This is a genomic window from Clostridium rhizosphaerae, from assembly GCF_016765585.1.
GTDB classification, from domain to species: Bacteria; Bacillota; Clostridia; order Clostridiales; family Clostridiaceae; genus Clostridium_AT; species Clostridium_AT rhizosphaerae.
The window spans coordinates 878,652-897,893 of record NZ_JAESWC010000002.1 but is presented as its reverse complement, the minus strand read 5'-3'; the positions used below and the strand labels follow the sequence as shown (position 1 = coordinate 897,893).

Annotated in this window: 16 protein-coding genes; 12 read left to right on the top strand and 4 right to left on the bottom strand. The window is 33.0% G+C overall.

Annotation, left to right across the window (positions count from 1 at the left end):
* Positions 1–93: 93 nt before the first annotated feature.
* Positions 94–1,164 (top strand): peptidoglycan DD-metalloendopeptidase family protein, encoded by a 1,071-nt coding sequence (locus JK636_RS23840; protein WP_202748186.1) that lies wholly within the window; start codon positions 94–96, stop codon positions 1,162–1,164.
* 181 nt (positions 1,165–1,345) lie between these two features.
* On the opposite strand, the gene JK636_RS07375 is transcribed toward JK636_RS23840, so the two are convergent.
* Complete coding sequence (locus tag JK636_RS07375) at positions 1,346–1,810, bottom strand: MarR family winged helix-turn-helix transcriptional regulator (protein ID WP_021653707.1); 465 nt, start codon at positions 1,808–1,810, stop codon at positions 1,346–1,348.
* A 183-nt stretch (positions 1,811–1,993) separates the two neighbouring features.
* On the opposite strand from JK636_RS07375, the gene JK636_RS07370 reads away from it, so the two are divergent.
* Complete coding sequence (locus tag JK636_RS07370; protein ID WP_202748185.1) at positions 1,994–2,866, top strand: SDR family NAD(P)-dependent oxidoreductase; 873 nt, start codon at positions 1,994–1,996, stop codon at positions 2,864–2,866.
* A gap of 354 nt (positions 2,867–3,220) precedes the next feature.
* Here the strand turns inward: JK636_RS07370 and JK636_RS07365 are convergent, their stop codons facing one another.
* From JK636_RS07365 to JK636_RS07355, 3 genes are all read right to left on the bottom strand, one after another.
* Positions 3,221–3,829, bottom strand: coding sequence for a class I SAM-dependent methyltransferase (locus JK636_RS07365; protein ID WP_202748184.1), 609 nt, complete (start codon positions 3,827–3,829; stop codon positions 3,221–3,223).
* A 97-nt stretch (positions 3,830–3,926) separates the two neighbouring features.
* Positions 3,927–4,307 (bottom strand): Rrf2 family transcriptional regulator, encoded by a 381-nt coding sequence (locus tag JK636_RS07360; protein ID WP_202748183.1) that lies wholly within the window; start codon positions 4,305–4,307, stop codon positions 3,927–3,929.
* 172 nt (positions 4,308–4,479) lie between these two features.
* Positions 4,480–5,040, bottom strand: coding sequence for a TetR/AcrR family transcriptional regulator (locus JK636_RS07355; protein ID WP_202748182.1), 561 nt, complete (start codon positions 5,038–5,040; stop codon positions 4,480–4,482).
* A gap of 165 nt (positions 5,041–5,205) precedes the next feature.
* Between JK636_RS07355 and JK636_RS07350 the strand changes: the two genes are divergently transcribed.
* The 10 genes from JK636_RS07350 (at position 5,206) to JK636_RS07305 (ending at position 19,239) form a co-directional block, all read left to right on the top strand.
* The gene (locus JK636_RS07350; RefSeq protein ID WP_202748181.1) at positions 5,206–6,396 is read left to right on the top strand and encodes a multidrug efflux MFS transporter; all 1,191 of its coding nucleotides are present in this window, start codon (positions 5,206–5,208) and stop codon (positions 6,394–6,396) included.
* Positions 6,397–6,455: 59 nt separating this feature from the next.
* Positions 6,456–7,103, top strand: coding sequence for an MBL fold metallo-hydrolase (locus JK636_RS07345; protein WP_202748180.1), 648 nt, complete (start codon positions 6,456–6,458; stop codon positions 7,101–7,103).
* Positions 7,104–7,458: 355 nt separating this feature from the next.
* The gene (locus tag JK636_RS07340) at positions 7,459–8,070 is read left to right on the top strand and encodes a helix-turn-helix domain-containing protein (RefSeq protein ID WP_202748179.1); all 612 of its coding nucleotides are present in this window, start codon (positions 7,459–7,461) and stop codon (positions 8,068–8,070) included.
* Between the two features lie 390 nt (positions 8,071–8,460).
* Positions 8,461–9,672 (top strand): DNA glycosylase AlkZ-like family protein, encoded by a 1,212-nt coding sequence (locus JK636_RS07335; RefSeq protein WP_202748178.1) that lies wholly within the window; start codon positions 8,461–8,463, stop codon positions 9,670–9,672.
* A gap of 42 nt (positions 9,673–9,714) precedes the next feature.
* Positions 9,715–10,965: a ComEC/Rec2 family competence protein gene (locus JK636_RS07330; RefSeq protein WP_243428134.1), complete on the top strand. Its 1,251-nt coding sequence runs from the start codon at positions 9,715–9,717 to the stop codon at positions 10,963–10,965.
* A gap of 8 nt (positions 10,966–10,973) precedes the next feature.
* A complete protein-coding gene (locus tag JK636_RS07325; protein ID WP_202748177.1) occupies positions 10,974–11,186 on the top strand; it encodes a DUF3006 domain-containing protein in 213 nt (70 codons plus the stop codon).
* A 599-nt stretch (positions 11,187–11,785) separates the two neighbouring features.
* The gene (locus JK636_RS07320) at positions 11,786–13,525 is read left to right on the top strand and encodes a phosphoadenosine phosphosulfate reductase domain-containing protein (RefSeq protein WP_202748176.1); all 1,740 of its coding nucleotides are present in this window, start codon (positions 11,786–11,788) and stop codon (positions 13,523–13,525) included.
* Between the two features lies 1 nt (position 13,526).
* A complete protein-coding gene (locus tag JK636_RS07315) occupies positions 13,527–14,459 on the top strand; it encodes a DUF4007 family protein (RefSeq protein WP_202748175.1) in 933 nt (310 codons plus the stop codon).
* On the top strand, positions 14,456–18,040 hold the full coding sequence (locus tag JK636_RS07310) for a hypothetical protein (RefSeq protein WP_202748174.1): 3,585 nt from the start codon (positions 14,456–14,458) through the stop codon (positions 18,038–18,040). The genes JK636_RS07315 and JK636_RS07310 overlap by 4 nt, the downstream gene beginning before the upstream one ends.
* Before the next feature lie 38 nt (positions 18,041–18,078).
* Positions 18,079–19,239 (top strand): aminotransferase class V-fold PLP-dependent enzyme, encoded by a 1,161-nt coding sequence (locus tag JK636_RS07305; RefSeq protein ID WP_202748173.1) that lies wholly within the window; start codon positions 18,079–18,081, stop codon positions 19,237–19,239.
* Positions 19,240–19,242 lie beyond the last annotated feature (3 nt).

Here is a 19,242-nt window from a genome sequence, read left to right as displayed (position 1 = left end):
AATTAATATTGAGGTTGCTGTGGAAAAGCAAAGTGGTAATATGAAGATGTCAATGGAATATTGACTAATAATTTTGTATACTGGGGGATTATCATGGAGGTAGTTACAAAACCAAAGGATTTTATTATTAATATGGCACTTGAGAGCGGCGGAAAAGTAATATCAAATTTTCTTTTACATGGATTAAGAATTAAAAACAGTTCTGATAAGAAGCTAATACTAAAAGACATAAAATTTGAGTTATATACATCAAATACTTTAGTAAAAGAAATCGTATATCAGGGAGAATCGTTGAGCAATATTATTAAAAAATTTGCAGAGAATGGTGCTTGGCTTGGTAAAGGATTTGGGGCAAAGTTATTTTTGGGTGAAGAGGGATTTTGGAATCCAGAATGCTATACAGATTCTGTGGAGATGAGACCTAATCAGGAAACAGGGATATTTAATGAATATTTTGTGGTAATATATGATAAAGTTATAGATAAATTGGTAATAAAAGTTAATTATCTTCAATGTGAAGAAGAACATGTGCATGAACTTAAAATTCCACTAATTCAATATAAAAATAAGAATCAATATATATTGCCACTTAAAGGTAGTATTTCAACCTGCGGCAATTATAATAGCTTACCTGACCATCGACAACATTATTCCATGGAATTTGCTTTTGATATGGCTCAGTATAATGTTGACCAAAAGCTATGTTATAAGGAAAATATGTGTGATGAGGATTACATAGTTTATGGTAAGGATGTATTAGCAATAGCGGATGGAGAAGTAGTGGATTGTTATTATAGTTTTGATATGACAACTTCTTGGAACTGGGATGAGAGAAAACCTTATATAGATAAGTATGGGCTAGCTGCTCAGTGTGGGAACTACATAGTTTTAAAGCATGAAAATGAGGAGTATTCATTTTATGGGCATTTATTAACAAATAGTCTAACTATAAAAAATGGGGATAAAGTGAAGCAAGGGCAAGTCATTGGTAAGGTAGGAAATACAGGATTGTCTAACTGTCCACATCTTCATTTTCAACTTATGGACGGTCCGGATTTCTTGACTGCAAGAGGATTACCTTGTTCCTTTTTAAACATAACAGATGTGGCTGGCAATAGGCTTAATTTTATACAAGAAGAAAACATAATTGTACATGCTGAATAAAATGAAAAAACCTCATTTAGAGTAGTTATGGAGAACCGTATCATAGATAACAAGGATTTTCTTTAAAACCATTGATATCACTATATTTGAGGTGAAAAATACAAAATAAAAGCATTAATTGAAAAAACGCCATTATTTCAATTAATGCTTTTATTTTGAGTAATTAATATAAAACAGAAAATCATTTAGTGCGGTAACAATTAAAATCTTTGAGAAGTTCAATAAAGGTTTCAAGCTTGGAATCATCCCACTTTTCAATTCTTTCATAAAAAGCGTTTTCTTTCTCTTTTAAAGCATCCATTGTTCTTTGTTGTCCAAGTTCAGTTAAGGATACAAGTACACCACGCCGATCACTTGGAGATTGTTCGCTCTTTACATAGCCAAGATTCTTTAGCTGATTTACAAGGCGACTAACAGAACTACGATCCATAGCTGTTGATTCTGATAGAGCTGTTGCACTTGTTGGGCCAAATGAAAAAAGCCAACGAACAATGATAAAGGCCGCGGGCTGTAATGTAGGATCAAAACGGGCTGCAGTTCTCACATTAAGTGCATGTGAGGCACTTATAATTACATTTAGCTGTTCACCTAAATCCAGTTCTAATTGAACTCGAGTAGCATCATTGTTTTTAATATTATCCTTCATAGTTTACCTCAATTAAATTAATCTAATATAAAAATATTTGACATATGTCAAATAAAAATATATAGTTGATATATGTCAAGTATAATTAATTGTACAAATCATGTCAAGAAATTAAACTATTAGATAACATTGTGCAAACAGATAATAGTATTTTAAACTGCATTAAATTTAAGGAGGCTGCCTATGAATAAACTCACAACTGTTGCAATTACTGGTGCTACGAGTGGACTTGGACAATTAGTGGCAATTGAGTTAGTAAAACAAAATGCACATTTAGTATTAACAGCCAGAAACAAAGAGCGGGCTGAAGCAACTCAAAAAATACTAAAAGGTATTAATCCTAAAGCTAAGGTTGACTTTTTCTATGGAGATTTATCATTAATGAAAGAGGTAAAAAGGGTTGGGGAGGAAATTAAAGCTTCTTACACTAAAATCGATATATTAGTAAATAATGCTGGACTTCATGCCTTCGAACAGAGAGTAACTTCCGAGGGTTTTGCAGAAATGATAGCAGTGAACTATTTAGCTCCTTGGCTATTAACTAATACATTGCTGCAAACTTTAATTGAGTCAGAAAATGCACGGATTGTAAATGTTGCTTCTGAAGCATCACGTAACCATGGTGAACTTAAGTTACCAGAAGACTTGATAGATATATCTAATTTTACAGCTAGGGAGTCTTCTGTTATTTATGGAAAAACCAAATTGTTAAATATTATGTTTACTGCAGAATTATCATACCGACTTTCTGGAACAAGAGTTATAGTTAATGCTCTTAATCCAGGTTTTAATGTTACAGGCCTCGGGCGAGAGCTTTGGTTTGCTCCTTTGCTTGAACGTATATTGAAGCTTTTGCATATTGGTGATCCACATAAAGGAGCAGAAATCATAACTCGTTTAGCTATAGATCCTCAATATAATGGTGTGACGGGTGGATATTTTAATGTGGTAACCGGAAAACCTATAATTCCTATATATCCAGGTGATGATAGGGGAATGCAAAATAAGTTATGGAGAGATACCGAGATATTACTGCAGCAAAAAGGTTTTATATAACAAATAAGCTAACTAAACATCTAAAAATAAACATAACAAGATAGTATGTGAAAAAGTCTACGTTATGGCCGATGCGGAGAACCATACCGTGGGTTCAAATCCCACTCTCTCCGCCAAAATGAAGAGCTCTAGCAGTTTATGCTAGAGCATTTTCTATACTCATTTTTGAGATTGTTCAAATTATTATTGATTTGACAGGTTGTCCTGAAGCTCTTACCACATTTAGCAGCCCTGTTCCAATGCCTTGAAATACAGTACCATAGAGAATGACAGTCATAAAATCCACTGCATAAGAATTTATATGAAATACAATATAGACTGTAATTATCTATAATTAGAATAAAAAATCGACAGTTAAAACTGCCTATGCTTTTTAACAGCTAAAACAGTATATATAGCATCATTAATTTTAGTCTTCTTCACAATTTCAAAGCCAATTAAAGATAATGTATTTTCCAGTTCCTCTGATCCAATGCGAATGGACATTGGAGGCCCTTCCACTATCAAGTCGTCTTTTTCATATTCCAGACATAACAGGTGCCCTCCTGCGTTTAGTACCTCATATATTTTTGACAGTGCTTTTGACAGCGAACTTACTTCGTGGAGTATTAAGGATGACATAGCAAAATCAACGCTGTCATTTTGAAGATTTAAGTTTTCAATATAATCTTGAATCAATTCAATATTAGTAAGTCCTTTTTCCTTAGCCTTATCTTCTATAATGCTGAGCATACGTCTATCAGGGTCCATAGCATACACTTTGCCAGATGTACTTTCTGCCATAGGAATTGTAAAAAAACCTGTGCCGGCACCGATATCCAGTAGAGTATGATTTTCTTCAATTGGCATTTGGCTGATAAGTTCTTCGGGTGGTATGAGACGCTCTCTTTGCCTACTATCTAAAAAGGCAATTTTGGTTGAAAAATTTTGATCCGGATGGTTGTGATGATGCATGTGATTCATAATAAGACCTCCTATAAAATATAATACAGACTGTAATTATCTATAATTATGCTAAAAAATGAGCAGTTAAAACTGCCTATATTTGTTGGTTCATTTTTTAGAAAATGTCGCAGATACGTTTTTCTTTAAGGTCGTTCACCATTTTCTCTTCGGCGTCTCTCATAACCTTTTCTATTTGGCAAGCATGATTCTCGTCCATTTCACAAGTAAAAAGTGATCCGCTGCCTTCAATGGCTTGAATGACGTCATAAAAGCTTATTTCAGTCTTAGGTTTCCTAAGGCTATAGCCTCCATTTACTCCTGGTGTAGACTGAATAAGATCGGCCTTCACTAATTGAGTTAGTATCTTGGACAGGTAAGTAGGGGATATATTCATGTGGCTAGCTAAAGGTTGAAGGCTTAAATTGTCTTTACCTTCTTGCTTAACCAAGTAGGTCATTATATGCAAGGCATAATTCGTTGCTTTTGTATACTTCATAGTATCTCCTCCATAAAGATAACACAGACTGTCTTTATCTATAATAATACATGATGGGTTTTTCTGCGTCAATAAGAATTTTTAATTGCTATTGTAAATTTAAATGTAAATAAGGTGCTTGCTTTTATGAAGAAGGATTTTGAAATGTAATCTCTAATCGTATAAACCTTCTCTACTTTGCTCTAAGAGACTTAATAAAATCATCTATCATGGATTGAAAACTTTCTTCCAAATTAACTTCACCGTGGAAATATCCAAAGGAATATAAGGATACAAAACCATGTAAAAGGCTCCTTAATGTTCTGCCTTTATGAACACGCTGAGTTCTATCCTTGATATAAAACTCTAAAATCTGATAAATAATACCGGTGGTCTCTATTGCTAAACGGTATAGTTCCTCATTTTCTGTACTTGGAATATTCATAAAGAGCCCATAGGCAGTTCTGTTTTCAAAGGCAAAATCACGATAAACATAAGCAAATTCCTTGATAGCAGCCTCACCGCTTTTCCCCACCAATCTTTTCATTAATATGGAATTCAAATCATTTAAAAGATATACCGTCATTTCTATTCTAAGAGCATCCATATTGTTGAAATGATTATATAAAGAAGGATATTTTATATCAAGTTTTTCTGCAAGTTTTGAGAAAGTGACCTGATTAAGACCAATTTCATCGGCTAATAAGAAAGCAGTCTGAATAATTTTTTCCTTTGTTAAATTTCTTTTTTGCATCAGTGTTTCACTCCTTGAAATTTATCTTCTTATGAATAGTTTAACATTACATAGTATATTTATCAAACTATAAAATGTAGTTTACAAACAATAATTTATAGTTTATTATTATTTTGTAAAGTAAGATATGGATTTTTCATAGAACTATATGAAGGGGGGACATTTATGAAAATGTGGAAAAGAAATTTAATAGTCTGCTGGTTTGGCATGTTTGTAACAGGCATAGGAATGAGTCAGATTGCACCGGTAATGCCTCTTTATATAAAACAGCTTGGTATTTCTAATACATCTTCAATTGCTGAGCTTTCAGGAATTGCCTTTGGTATCACCTATATAATTTCAGCTATTTTTTCACCTATTTGGGGTAATGCTGCTGACAGGTTTGGACGTAAACCAATGCTCCTAAGAGCAAGCCTCGGCATGGCGGTGGTTATAAGCTGTATGGGTTTTGCACCAAATGTATATGTACTTATTGGATTGAGATTGCTGCAAGGGGCCATCACAGGCTACAGTACAGCCTGCACTACACTTATTGCAACTCAGACTGATAAGGAGCACGCTGGATATGCGTTAGGTACGCTTTCAACGGCAAGTATTGCAGGATCGCTTCTTGGGCCAACTATTGGAGGCTTAATAGAGGAGATGGTTGGGTTACAGCCTGTATTTTTTATAACAGGGGCTCTACTCTTAGTCGCTTTTATCACAACTCTTTTATTTGTAGAGGAATCTTTTATTCGTGAAGATAAAAAACCGCTCAGTGCAAGGGAAGTTTGGAATAGTGTTCCTGAAAAGAACTTGACTATTGTTTTGTCTGTGACCTTTTTTGTAATAACCTTGGCACTATATACTATTGAGCCAATCATAACGGTATATGTTACTCAGTTAAGCAAGGATACCAGCCATGTTGCTCTTATATCAGGCTTGGCATTCTCGGCTTCGGGACTGGCAAATATAATTGCTGCTCCAAACTTAGGCAAACTTTCAGATAAAGTAGGGGCACATAAAGTTATATTAATTGCCATTGTAGCTGCAGGACTTATTTATATACCACAGGCCTTTGTAGTAAACCCCTGGCAGCTGATGGGGCTTCGATTCCTATTAGGATTAACTTTAGGAGGATTAAATCCCTCTGTAAATACCTTGGTCAAGAAGATTACACCGGCTTCTATTACGGGGAGAATTTTTGGCTTTACCGTATCGGCAGGTTATTTAGGTATATTCGGAGGTTCGGTTCTAGGAGGACAAGTAGCAGCCAGGTTTGGTATTAGTTATGTTTTCTTTGTTACAAGCGCATTGTTACTATTAAATGCGGTATGGGTTTATTTTAAAGTGTATAAAAAATATAACTTGAATTAGTGGAGACGTAAAGAGTAATAATCTTTATGCGTTTAAAAGGAATACGGGAGGAATTTTAAATGAAAATTAAATGGTTTGGTCATTCATGTTTTATGATAACGTCCGAAAATGGAACGAAAATACTGATGGATCCTTATAAAAATACGTTGGGGTATAAATTGCCGGAAGAAATTACAGCAGATATTGTAGCAACAAGTCATGATCACAGTGATCATAATTATATACAGGCAGTAAAGAGTGGTTTTGTACACATAAATGAAACAGGTAGTTTTTCAGAATATGGAATAGAAATAAAAGGTGTGGAAACCTTTCATGATAAAGTCTCAGGAGCCAAGAAGGGTAAAAATACCATATACAACTTTAAAATTGATGGAATAAATGTTTGTCACTCTGGTGATTTAGGACATACTCTGAATTCTAAGCTAGTAAAGGAAATAGGCAATGTAGATATACTGCTTCTTCCTGTTGGCGGTGGATATACAATAGATGCCTTTGAGGCAGTTAATGTAATGAAGCAGTTAAACCCTACAGTGGTTATACCTATGCACTACAGAACAAAAGCATTAGGGGTAGTGGGTCTCATATTTGACAAGGTTGATAAATTTATATCGGCCTCAGGGCTGCAAGCAAAAGAATATACAGAACTTGAATTAAACATTGTAAATATTAAAGATTATTCGGGAATTGCTGTGCTTAAGTATGATTAGGATTTACCTTTGAGTACTGGAAAAGTTAATATCATATTGTTAACGGATAACTCTAAAAAGTCTACGTTATACCACTTACGGCGAACCCTACCATAAGTATCTGTAGCATTTTTAGCCTTAGGTATTGATAAAAATAGCCTAAGGCTATTTTTATAGGTGAAACATTATATAACAAGAAACTAATAAATAGGAACTTATTGGGTAATTATGCAAATAGATTATTTATATAATACATATATGTAAGTAGCTTAATATAACACCTGCAACTGGTAGTTGCGAAAGTTCAAGGTCTATTTGGTAGAATGCAACTAAGCAAAATGGTAAACTAAAAGTAAGAAAACAGGAGGTGGGTTTTATGACATTTGGGGAAAAACTGCAATCATTAAGAAAAGCAAAAGGTATGTCCCAAGAACAACTTGCTACACAAATTAATGTATCACGACAATCTATTTCGAAATGGGAGGTCGGTGAATCAAATCCTGATTTGGATAAGATTGTGCAAGTAAGTAATATTTTTGATGTAACAACAGATTATCTTTTAAAAGATGAACAAGAAAGCAGCATAGGAAAAAATACACTGCAAGGGAACAAAAATGGTGTCACCGCACAAATTTTATTAATATCTTCTGTAGCTTTTTTAGCAATTGGTTTATTTTGTGCATTTGGCGGTTGGTATTCAGAGAAATCTGCTGAAGGTATTTTTGGCGGAATGATTATACAAGTTATCGGTATTGTAGGTTACTTTATTGGAAAGATATATTCTCAATCAAAAATACCATTTGCAATAAACTTTACTAATTTGGCAATTGTTCTATTTATGCCAATTTCTATAGCGAGTTCATTATTATGCAAACAGGCCATTTCTCCTTATCCTACAGATAATTATACCATTATGATTTTTATTGTTATATATATCATTGCTTTGACTTTTAGTTATATTCTTCTGAAAAAACAAGAAAGAAAGTAAGTGTAATGTTAAGTTAATAAATACCAGTTTATATAATAAAAATATAGGGTATCAATTGTAAAACTTCACTTGTAAGTGTTACGGAGAACCGTACCATAGGTAACGAAGCTTGTGGCCTTATCCATTGATATTAATTGGGTAAGGCCATTTTTGTATGTTGGAAATATGCACATTAGGCAGTAGGCATTTACAAAATATGCTATAATACAAGAGACAAATAATTTTTTACACTATGGATAGGGTTGCAATGTTTGATTTTCAAGGAAAATGCATAGCCATTATAAATGGCCATTTTGACTCGAAAAATCCTGATTTGGTTGTTCATAAGGATGAGTATTCAGTGAAATCTTAAAAATTGCAACAGATAACTTATAGTTTGGAGATGATTTTATGGGGGAAATATGCATATCGAAGGAACAGTTAAGAAAATTTTTAGTTATTTATCAAGGGCTGCATTACCCAAAAACATTTAATGGGTATTTAGGTATTAAGGAATTTGTTAAAAGAGTTGGATGTTTACAATATGATCCGCTAAATGTTGTAGGTCGAAATATAGATCTTATTCTGCAATCCAGAATAGAAAATTACGAACCTAAAATGCTAGAAAAATTAATGTATGAGGATAGAGAATTAATAGATGGATGGGATAAAATGATGTCCATCTATTGCATTGAAGATTGGGCATACTTTGAAAGAATAAGAAATAGAAGGAAATCAGAGTTAGAAGAACTGCTCAAAAGGCGAAACTCAAGAGAAGCAATTACCTATGTTGATTTTATAAAAGGATACATAGCTGAGAATGGAGCATGCTTGCCTTCTAAGATAGACTTAGGAGGAGCCAAATGCGGGAGTTGGGGACATGGTAAACTTTCCAGTGCAGCTATGGATTATATGTTCAATATAGGGATTCTAGGAGTTAAAGAGAAGAAGAATGTTCAAAGAGTTTATGACCTTATTGAGAATGTGCTTCCGAAAGAAATTCTGCAGATGAAAGATCCTTTTGACAGCGATAGAAGCTTCTATAAATGGTACTTCAAAAGAAGGATAGGCAGTATAGGAGTATACTGGGATAGAAATGGCGGCGGATGGCTGGGACATTTTCTATCAGAAAAGCAATTAAGAAGTGAAATATTACAGGAGTTATGTGCTGAAGGAGAGCTGTTAAGAGTTGAGGTAGAAGGAGTTAATGAGAACTTTTATATAAGAGCAGAGGACTCACATATGCTGGCGGAATTGGAACAAAATTTTGATAAAAAGGTAACCTTCTTAGCTCCTCTTGATAATCTTCTTTGGGACAGAAAGTTAGTTAAGGATATTTTTGATTTTGAATATAGCTGGGAAGTTTATGTACCTGTTTCTAAAAGAAAGTATGGGTATTATGTGCTGCCGGTATTATATGGAGATAAAATAATAGCAAGGTTTGAGCCGGAAATACATAGGGGAGATGCACCACTGGTTATAAAAAATTGGTGGTGGGAGGATAGAACGGTTGTAACAGATGAAGTTATAAATGAAGTTATTGATTGTTTTGCGAGATTTTGCAGATTCTTAAAAGCAAGCGGGCTATCAGATGAAGCTTATAAGGTTATACTTGGGAAATAGATAACAATTATATTTGACTAAACTATGGAGGTACTAAATAGAATGAAAAATACAAAGAAAAGCATCGGTATAGCCTCACTGCTAAGCCTTATGTTTTTATTTGCAGGTGTTGGCTGTTCAGAGGCATCTAAGACAGTCTCTAATACAGTAACTAAAACTACGGAGTCAACAAAAGAAACTTCTAAAGAGACTGTGGCTGATACAAAAGATACTACGACTAAAGAAGCAGAAAAAACTAATACTGCTTTAGGGCAGTTAAAGCTGCACTTTATAGATGTTGGACAGGCTGACTCTATACTTATCCAAAACGGTGATAAATCAATGCTTATAGATGCAGGAAACAATCCAGATGGTGATGATGTAGTTAATTATATAAAAGGCCTTGGCATTAAAAAGCTTGATGTAGTTGTTGGAACTCATGCTCATGAAGATCATATCGGCGGCATGGATACTGTTATTAAGAGCTTTGATATTGGACAAATTATTATGCCTAAAGCCGGTAACACCACTAAGACTTTTGAAGATGTATTAACAGCTATTGCAAATAAAGGTCTTAAAATAACTTCTCCTGTTCCGGGAAATGAAATAAAGCTTAATTCTGCCACAGCTAAAATAGTAGCACCTAATGGCTCAGAGTATAAAGATTTAAATGATAGTTCAGTAGCTATAAAATTAACCTTTGGTGAAAATTCTTTTATGCTAATGGGTGACGCTGAAGCTGTTTCTGAAAAAGAAATACTGGCAAAAGGTTTTGATATAAAAGCTGACTTATTAAAGGTTGGTCATCATGGCAGCAGTTCCTCTACAACACAAGAATTTTTAAATGCCGTTAATCCTAAATATGCAGTTATAAGTGTTGGTAAAGAAAATGACTATGGACATCCACATAAGTCAACCATGGACAAGTTAAAGGCTAAAGGAATTAAGGTATATAGAACTGATGAATTAGGTACAATAGTAGCAACTTCTGACGGTAAGAGTATTACCTTTAACACTAAGGAAGGAAGCTACAACTATGCAGGACTTGGAACATCTGCTTCTAGTGGAAGCAATTCCTCAAGCGGCAGCACAGCTGCTAAGTCAACTGCCCCTGCTTCGACACCTACTCCTGCTCCGGCAGTGACAAAAAGCTCTTCTGATGATAGGATAGCTTACTATGTACCGGCAGGAAAGTCTTATCATTTCAACAAGTCCTGCTCAACTTTAGCTAGAAGCAAGGCCATATTAAGCGGAAAATTATCTGATGTAATAGCACTTGGAAAATCTGATCCTTGTGATAAATGCGCAAAGTAGGTGATAAAATGAAAGTTATAATTGATAGGTTTGAAGGAAACTTCGCTGTATGCGAAAAAGAAGATGAAGAAATGATTAATATAGAAAAAAGTAAGCTCCCTATAAATTCTAAAGAGGGAGATGTACTAACAATAGATGGTGAAAATATAACTTTTGATGAAGAAGAAACCAATGCTCGCAGGGAGAGAATGAGAAAACTCATGGATAGTTTATGGGAATAGTAAAGGCAGAGTTTAAGCTCTGCTTTTTAATTTGGCAGGGAAGATATATAAGCTTGTTGAATTATGGACGAGGGCAGGGCATATTAAAGTCAATCTAAAAAAGGGAGAAGATATACGTAAGTTTGATAGGTTGATAGCCAGCACTGCTGAAGTAATGATACTTAAGAAGTGAAGTGCTTAAATGTCATAGGGCTAAGGAAGAACATTTATCCAGAGAGCGAGTTGAATCGCTCTTTTTGTCTTTTTTGGAAGGAATTAAGAGATTGGTGAAGAATACTATAAGTATACTATAGAATCTAAAAACTACAACTGATGGATCTTTGTAAATGAAAAGAGCAAGTACTGGATGCAGAAATTTAAGATAGGGCAGAAGGAAAGGTTCTATAATACTATTTGGCCAAACCAGATACATATAAGAACAACATTAATTTTAAGACTTGGTTGATAAAATAGGTCAGGTTGGAAGAATTCAACTTAGCAGGTAGTAAAAATTGCGATAATAAGGTTAAATTCGACAATTAATACTGATATAACACTTATTAGTTGAAGGCTTTTTTGATATAATGAAATTGTGATTTTAATGGAACAAGGGTGAAAATATGATTAATTATAGATGTAATAATTGCAATATACCATGTGAAACTAGTATTTGTCCAGTTTGTAATCAGAGAGCTGACATAGTTGGTTCAAAGGTATACTGGTGCGATGAGTGTAATATACCCCTATACAACAAAGAATGTAAGCATGAAGGTCATAATGTACGAGAATTAACAACTGATATTAGGCCAGTATTCCCTGAGGAGAGACTCATGCTAGAAATTCTAATCGGAGAACCTTTTAAGTTTATTAACTGCTCAGTGTGGAATGGAGTCGGTAACAAATATTATATTGATGGGAAGCGCTTAAAAGTTACAGTTGATAAATTAATGGAGAGAAAGTCATCTGAAGTAATTGATGAGCTAAAGACATTAAATCCTCAAAACAATTATGAGATGTTTTATGAATATATTGATAAATTCTTAGAAGAAAATAGGTATAGATTTAATGAGATAGACACTGAGGCTATGAATTTTATTAATGAGCAGAAAGACAATTTCAAATTCGATGAAACCTTTGTTTCTTTCTCTGGTGGAAAGGATAGCACAGTAGTAAGCGATTTAGTCACTAGAGCTCTTGGAACACAAAAGGTTCTTCATATATTCGGAGATACTACACTTGAATTTCCTCACACTATGGAGTATGCGGACAGATTCCATAAAAATAATCCTAAGATACCATTTCTCTCAGCTAGGAATAAAGAGAAAAATTTTTATGATATGTGTGAAGTAATAGGGCCACCAAGCAGGGTAATGCGGTGGTGCTGTATTGTTTTTAAGACAGGTGCAATTACGAGACGTATTGATACGACATTCAAAAATAAAAAAAGAGTCTTAACTTTTTATGGAATTCGAAGAAGCGAATCGGTAAGTAGAAGTAAATATGATAAGGTAAGTCAAAGTCCCAAAATAACAAAGCAACATGTTGTTTCTCCAATTATAGACTGGTATGATTTCGATATTTGGCTGTATATCTTATCACGTAATATTGATTTTAATTATGCTTATAGGCTTGGATATTCGAGAGTAGGATGCTGGTGCTGTCCAAATAATTCAAAGTGGTCGCAATACTTATCTAGTATATATATGCCAGATGAATATGAAAAATGGAGAAAATTATTAATTAATTTTGCAAAAAAAGTGGGCAAGCCTGATGCCGAAGTTTATGTTGATGAAGGAAAATGGAAGGCAAGACAAGGTGGGAATGGTTTATCCATAAGTAGGAGTACATTTGTTGAATTTAAACCCTGTGTAACAGCAAGCGACTCCTTTAATTATGAGTTAAATAAACCTATAACTGAAGAATTATATGAGTTCTTTAAACCTTTCGGATGGTTGAATTTTGATATGGGTAATAAAAGATTAGGACAAGTTTATGTAAACGATAGAAGCAACAATCCTGTGTTAATACTTGAGGGAAGATTAGGCGAAAAGAACCTTAAAGTTACAATAATTAACACAAAGATATTAGGATCAAAGAGTCTTAGAGATGTCAAACAAAAGGTTGATTGTCAAATAACAAAGTATCAAATGTGTCTTGGTTGCTTAGCATGTGAGAGTGTTTGCAAACACGATGCTATTTCAGTGAAAAAGGCTGCGCACAAGAATGAGAATATTGGTAAGAATGATAATGAGTATTATAAGATTAATGATGATAAATGCAAGAGATGTGGTGAATGTATAAATCATTTTGATGGTGGATGTTACATGAGGAAAGTACTAATAACTAAACGAGGTGAGTAAAATGACAGTAAAGATAAGACTTAAAGGACATGAGAGCTTTAGTTTAAGAGAAGGTTGGCTGAGAAAAGGAATTGCCGCTATAGAGGAATATAATTTGCCTAATATGACTGATGAAGATGCAAAAGATATATTCAGTAGAGATGATGCTGTTGATATTCTTGGGGTAGGTTCTAACATGGTAAAGTCAATAAAGTATTGGCTTCAGGCATGCGGATTAATAGAAGAATTAAGAACAAAAAAAGGTCGTAGAATCTCAAAGTTAAGCCAGCCATTTGGAATGTTGATAAATAAGTATGATCCGTACTTCGAAGAGATTTTTACATTATGGCTTATGCATTATAAACTTGTTACAAATAAAGAAAATGCTACGGCATGGTACGTTTTCTTTAATGATTTAAAGGCACAAGAGTTTAGAAAAAAAGAACTGTTCGATGGGTTAAGCTTAAGCTTATCAAAACTTGATCCAGAAATAGGTTTTTCTGAAAAGTCACTGCAAGATGACTGTAGTTGTATTATCAAAACCTATTATTCTAATCATGAGGATTTGATAAGTCCAGAAGAAAGTTTGAGCAGTCCATTAGTTGAATTAGGATTAATCGGATGTAAGAATTCATCAAATGAAAAAGAGGTGTTTTACAAGAAAAAGCCTCAAAAAGATGCACTTGATCCGCTCGTAGTGCTATATGTTATTTTAGAACAGCTAGGTAACGAAAAGAGTACAACTATTGATCGACTCATAAGTGATGATTGCAATGTTGGAAATGTCTTTAATTTAGATAGAGTGCAGGTTAATTATTATTTGGATAGTCTTGAAAGGTTGGGTTATATCGAAGTAAATAGGACTGCGGGCTTAGATACAGTGTATCTTAAATCGAAAATTAGATGTGAGGATGTATTAGAAAACTATTATGAGCAACTAAGGAGCGAGGCATGATGAAGTACATTGAATTTTTAAAGCCTGCAGAAGGATTTCAATATTCTATAAACCTACAATATGATTTGGGCAGTAACAATAAAGTAAAAGGTTATATACCTACTATATCAACATTAGATATATTGAAGGATTATTTAAAGAAGATTTACTATGGAAAAGGAGAATCTTCTACCGTCTTAATAGGACCGTATGGTAAAGGAAAGAGTCATTTACTGTTAATATTACTTACATTGTTAGAACAAAAGGAAGAGAACAAAGAAGCATTAAATGACCTTATTTTGAATATTGAAAGAATAGATGTTGAGACAGCGCAGCTAGCTAGAGTGATACTAGATGAGGAAATAAAACTATTACCAGTCATAATTAATGGGAGCCATATTAATATACAACAGGCGTTTCTATTGGCGCTGAGTGATGCGCTAAAGAAAAATAATATTGATGATATTAAGCCTAATACTTACTTTGAATCGGTATTAGATATAATACAGAATTGGAAAGCAAACTATAAGGACACTATAGAAGTTTTAAAAAGTGAGCTGCTTAAGGATGGCATAAGATTAGATGAGTTAGAAAATGGGCTAAAGAATTATAACGGTGATGCATTTCAAGCTTTCAAGAAAGCTTATCTTGCTGTCAGTTCAGGAATTGAATATAATCCGATGGTTAATTCAGATGTAGTAAGACTTTATGATGAAACCAACTTTTTACTTTGTGAGAAGTATGGATATAAAGGAATGTTTGTGGTATTTGATGAGTTTAGCAAGTTTATGGAAGCAAGTGTAACGAATGATACTGCGAAAGACTTAAAGATTTTGCAAGACTTTGCTGAACTCGCAAGTCGAAGTAACAACAAGCAGCAGCTAAACTTTGCATGCATTACGCATAAGACAATAAATGAGTATATTTCAAAGTTACCAAAGCAGGTTATTAATTCGTGGAGAGCTATTGAAGGAAGATTTAAGGAGATATATCTTACTTCGTCATCTAAACAAAATTATGAACTAATATCGAATGCAATATTTAAAGATAAGCCAAAGTTAGAAAAGTTTATTTATAATAAAAATAATGACTATTTTAATAAAATAGAGAAAGCATTGGGTATTTTTCAAGGTATTTATACTGAAAAAGAGTACAAAGAAAATGTAGGAATTGAATGTTTCCCATTAAATCCAATTTCAGTATATTGTTTACCTAAGATAAGTGAAAAAGTAGCCCAAAATGAAAGAACCTTATTCACTTTTCTTTGTAAGAATGAGAGTAATACTTTAGCTAATTTTATATATAAAAATGAAGGAAAACTGCAGCTACTTAACTTAGATTCAATATATGATTATTTTGAGGATCTTTTTAAAAAAGAGACATTTAATGATTTAGTTCATAACACATGGATAAAGGCAGATTCCGCTTTGCATAAATGTGCTGATAGCAAGGAATCAGAAATAGTAAAATCATTAGCAATAGTTTATATTGTCAATGAATTTGATAGATTAATGCCAACAGTTGAAACATTAGTAGCGGCTTTAAATTATGATGAGGAAGAAATTCTTCAAGGATTAATAGCCTTGAAGGAGAAAAACTTAATATATACCAAAAAGAGCAATGGTTATATCAATTTTATTCCGGTATCAGAGATTAATGTAAAAGCAAAGATAGATACAATAAAAAATACTAGGGTAAGAAATATTAATATATCTCAAGAATTATCAGAGATATATAACTTAGGTTTTATTCTGCCTAAGAGATATAATGATACTTTTAAGATGGTTAGGTATTTCAAAAATATATACATGACAACTGAGCAATTGATTGCTTTTCAGGATATAGCATCACTTACAGAATTCTATTGTGCGGATGGGGTTGTAGTGAACCTTATATATCTTGATGAGGTTGAAAAGGAACAGGCTATTAGTAAAATTATGCGATTTAATAATGGAAGAATAATACTTAACATTCCTAAAAGGCCATTTGATAAAGTAGATTCTATAAAAGAATTGATGGCAATAAAATTACTAAAGGAAGATAAAAACTTCTTAAGTGAGGAGACACTAGCAGATCAATTAATTGAGATTTATGAAGATGATTTAGTTGAAGATATAAAGTCTTATGTTGAAGAATTTTTTGTGATTGAAAATAGAAAAAGTGATTTTTATATAAATGGTGCAAAAGTATTTATAGATAGAAAGGCTGAATTGAATAAAATTATCTCCAATATATGCTCTGAAAGATTTAGTAGGACACCGCTTATCAATAATGAGCTTATTAACAAAAATAATATTACAACTGTAATTTCAAAAGCACGAGGTAAAATTGTTGAGCTTATTTTAAATAGCTATAACAATGAAGTATCTGAATCATTAGCTGGTAATGGGCCAGAGGTTACGATTTATAGAGCTACTATAAAAAGATTTGGATTAGATAACAATACTTCAACCGATGATTTTCGCTTATCTAATGTACTAAATTTAATAAGAACGTTTATTTATCAAGCAGAAACAGAAAAAAAATGTTTCAATGAGTTATATGAAGAATTAACTGGTGAAGATATTGGCTTAAGAAAAGGCGTTATACCAATTTATTTAGCGTTTATTATTAGAGAGTTTAAAGATGATTCTATTATATATTTTGGTAGTAAGGGAAGTAAGGAACTCAATTTATCATATGATACTCTTAATAATATCAATAACAATCCAAGGGAGTATTTTATTAGAATTGAGAAGGGTACAAAGGAAAGAGAAGAATATCTAAACTTAATGATAGAACTGTTTGGAAAACAAATAAAGGATAAGGAACTAGTTTCAAATAAATATGAAGCAATTATAAAAGGCATGCAGTCTTATATACAGTCCTTAAGTCAATTTGCAAGAACTCATAAGCATGGAATCGATGGAGTTGAGATTGGTAAGAGTATAACTAGACTTCGAATAGAACTATTGAAATTTGATATTAATTCCAGGGAGTTTTTATTTAAGAAGTTGTTTAAAATCATGGAAACAGAGGATTATTTTCATTGTTTCAATAAAATCAAAGAAGTAAAAATTTATTTGGATGAGATAGTGGAGAAATTTAAATTATATCTAATAGAAACAACTTTGCAAAAGATAAACCCTAATTATAAAGGCAAACTAACACAGGGGCTAAAAATATGGTTTGATAAGTTAGATGATACGAAAAAAGAACATTTATTTGATTTAACTACAAATAGGTTCTTAGAGTTTGTAAAACAACTAGATAATCATGATGAAAGCTATGTTATAGGCAAACTAGCTGAAATTATTACAGGACTTTCTATTGAAGATTGGCAAGATGGTACTGTTCACCAGTATATAGAGGATTTAGACAAAATTATTGCCAATGTTGAGGGCTTAGAGTTAGACGAAATAGACTCAACAGATGGAATGTATAAGATAAAAATAGACCGAGATGGTGAAGCAGTTGGAAAAAGCTTTAATGTTGAGGAAATTTCAGAAATTGGTGTAACCCTACTAAATGAAATTGAAGAGCTTTTTGAAGAATATGGTGAGTCTATAGAAGCAAATGAAAAGCGTAACATTTTGATGAATTTATTAAAAAAGTATATGTAAAAGTTATAATTTACATGTACTTTTAAAGAGGTGATGTAATGGACAAGACTATTTATCTTGATAATGCTGCTACGACTTTTCCAAAGCCGGAATGTGTTTACACATTTATGGATGAGTTTTATAGAAATTATGGAGTTAATGCTGGTAGGAGTGGGTATAAATTATCTAAGAAAGCTAGTGAAATTATACAAGAAACTAGAACAGAATTATCTAATTTAGTAGGGGTAAACGATCAAAGGAAAATAATTTTTACTCCCTCTGCTACAATCGCCATAAATCAAGTTTTGTATGGGTTGGACTGGTCAAAAATAAGGAATGTATATATTTCTGAATTTGAACACAATGCAATTGCGAGAACTCTGCATCATTTAAGTAAGAAATTTAACTTCAAAATACACTTTCTTAAGTTTAGTCCGGACACTTTCGAAATTAACACAAAGGATTTAGCACCAAAATTAATTAATGATAAACCAGATTTGGTATGCATATCACATATAAGTAATGTGACAGGGTACATTCTTCCAATTGAACAAATTATTGAAATGGTGAGCGTAAGCAGCCCAATTATCTTACTAGATTGCGCTCAATCAATAGGATTGGTAGATATAGATTTGAGTAAGCTTGATATAGACTTTGCAGTTTTTGCTGGTCATAAAACATTATATGGACCTTTTGGGGTAGCGGGTATAGTAAATAACTCAAAAAAGGTTAAGTTGAGTGAATTTATTGTAGGTGGTACAGGGAGCGATTCTACTAATTTAGATATGCCAAGTGATGGTACTCTTAGGTATGAGGCTGGCAGCTACAATATTCAAGCTATTGCAGGCTTGAATGCTGCTATTAAGTGGATAGAAGAAACTAAAACAAATGTTATATATAGGAAAGAAAAAGAACTTACAGACTATCTGGTTAATAAATTGGAGGAAATTGAAGAAATACAATTATATCTTCCTAAAGATAGGGACAGACATATTGGGATTGTTTCATTTAATATAGACGGTTACTCTTCTCAGGAAGTAGCTAGTATACTAGATCGGGATTTCAATATTTCTGTGAGAGCTGGGCATCATTGTGCACCTTATGTAGGGAGATTTTTGAATACAAATGAGGGTGTAGTTAGAGTAAGTTTAAGTTACTTTAATGATAAAGAAGATGTAGACATATTGATAGAAGCATTGAATGAAATCTTATGGAGGTAGGGG

Excerpts from the sequence above, each read along its gene's own strand:
- JK636_RS07365 (WP_202748184.1), bottom strand. The coding sequence starts at position 3,829 with ATGAATCACATGCATCATCACAACCATCCGGATCAAAATTTTTCAACC.
- JK636_RS07355 (WP_202748182.1), bottom strand. The coding sequence starts at position 5,040 with ATGCAAAAAAGAAATTTAACAAAGGAAAAAATTATTCAGACTGCTTTC.
- JK636_RS07360 (WP_202748183.1), bottom strand. The coding sequence starts at position 4,307 with ATGAAGTATACAAAAGCAACGAATTATGCCTTGCATATAATGACCTAC.
- JK636_RS07320 (WP_202748176.1), top strand. The coding sequence starts at position 11,786 with ATGATTAATTATAGATGTAATAATTGCAATATACCATGTGAAACTAGT.
- JK636_RS07310 (WP_202748174.1), top strand. The coding sequence starts at position 14,456 with ATGATGAAGTACATTGAATTTTTAAAGCCTGCAGAAGGATTTCAATAT.
- JK636_RS07345 (WP_202748180.1), top strand. The coding sequence starts at position 6,456 with ATGAAAATTAAATGGTTTGGTCATTCATGTTTTATGATAACGTCCGAA.
- JK636_RS07325 (WP_202748177.1), top strand. The coding sequence starts at position 10,974 with ATGAAAGTTATAATTGATAGGTTTGAAGGAAACTTCGCTGTATGCGAA.
- JK636_RS07305 (WP_202748173.1), top strand. The coding sequence starts at position 18,079 with ATGGACAAGACTATTTATCTTGATAATGCTGCTACGACTTTTCCAAAG.
- JK636_RS07315 (WP_202748175.1), top strand. The coding sequence starts at position 13,527 with ATGACAGTAAAGATAAGACTTAAAGGACATGAGAGCTTTAGTTTAAGA.
- JK636_RS07375 (WP_021653707.1), bottom strand. The coding sequence starts at position 1,810 with ATGAAGGATAATATTAAAAACAATGATGCTACTCGAGTTCAATTAGAA.
- JK636_RS23840 (WP_202748186.1), top strand. The coding sequence starts at position 94 with ATGGAGGTAGTTACAAAACCAAAGGATTTTATTATTAATATGGCACTT.
- JK636_RS07340 (WP_202748179.1), top strand. The coding sequence starts at position 7,459 with ATGACATTTGGGGAAAAACTGCAATCATTAAGAAAAGCAAAAGGTATG.
- JK636_RS07350 (WP_202748181.1), top strand. The coding sequence starts at position 5,206 with ATGAAAATGTGGAAAAGAAATTTAATAGTCTGCTGGTTTGGCATGTTT.
- JK636_RS07330 (WP_243428134.1), top strand. The coding sequence starts at position 9,715 with ATGAAAAATACAAAGAAAAGCATCGGTATAGCCTCACTGCTAAGCCTT.
- JK636_RS07370 (WP_202748185.1), top strand. The coding sequence starts at position 1,994 with ATGAATAAACTCACAACTGTTGCAATTACTGGTGCTACGAGTGGACTT.
- JK636_RS07335 (WP_202748178.1), top strand. The coding sequence starts at position 8,461 with ATGGGGGAAATATGCATATCGAAGGAACAGTTAAGAAAATTTTTAGTT.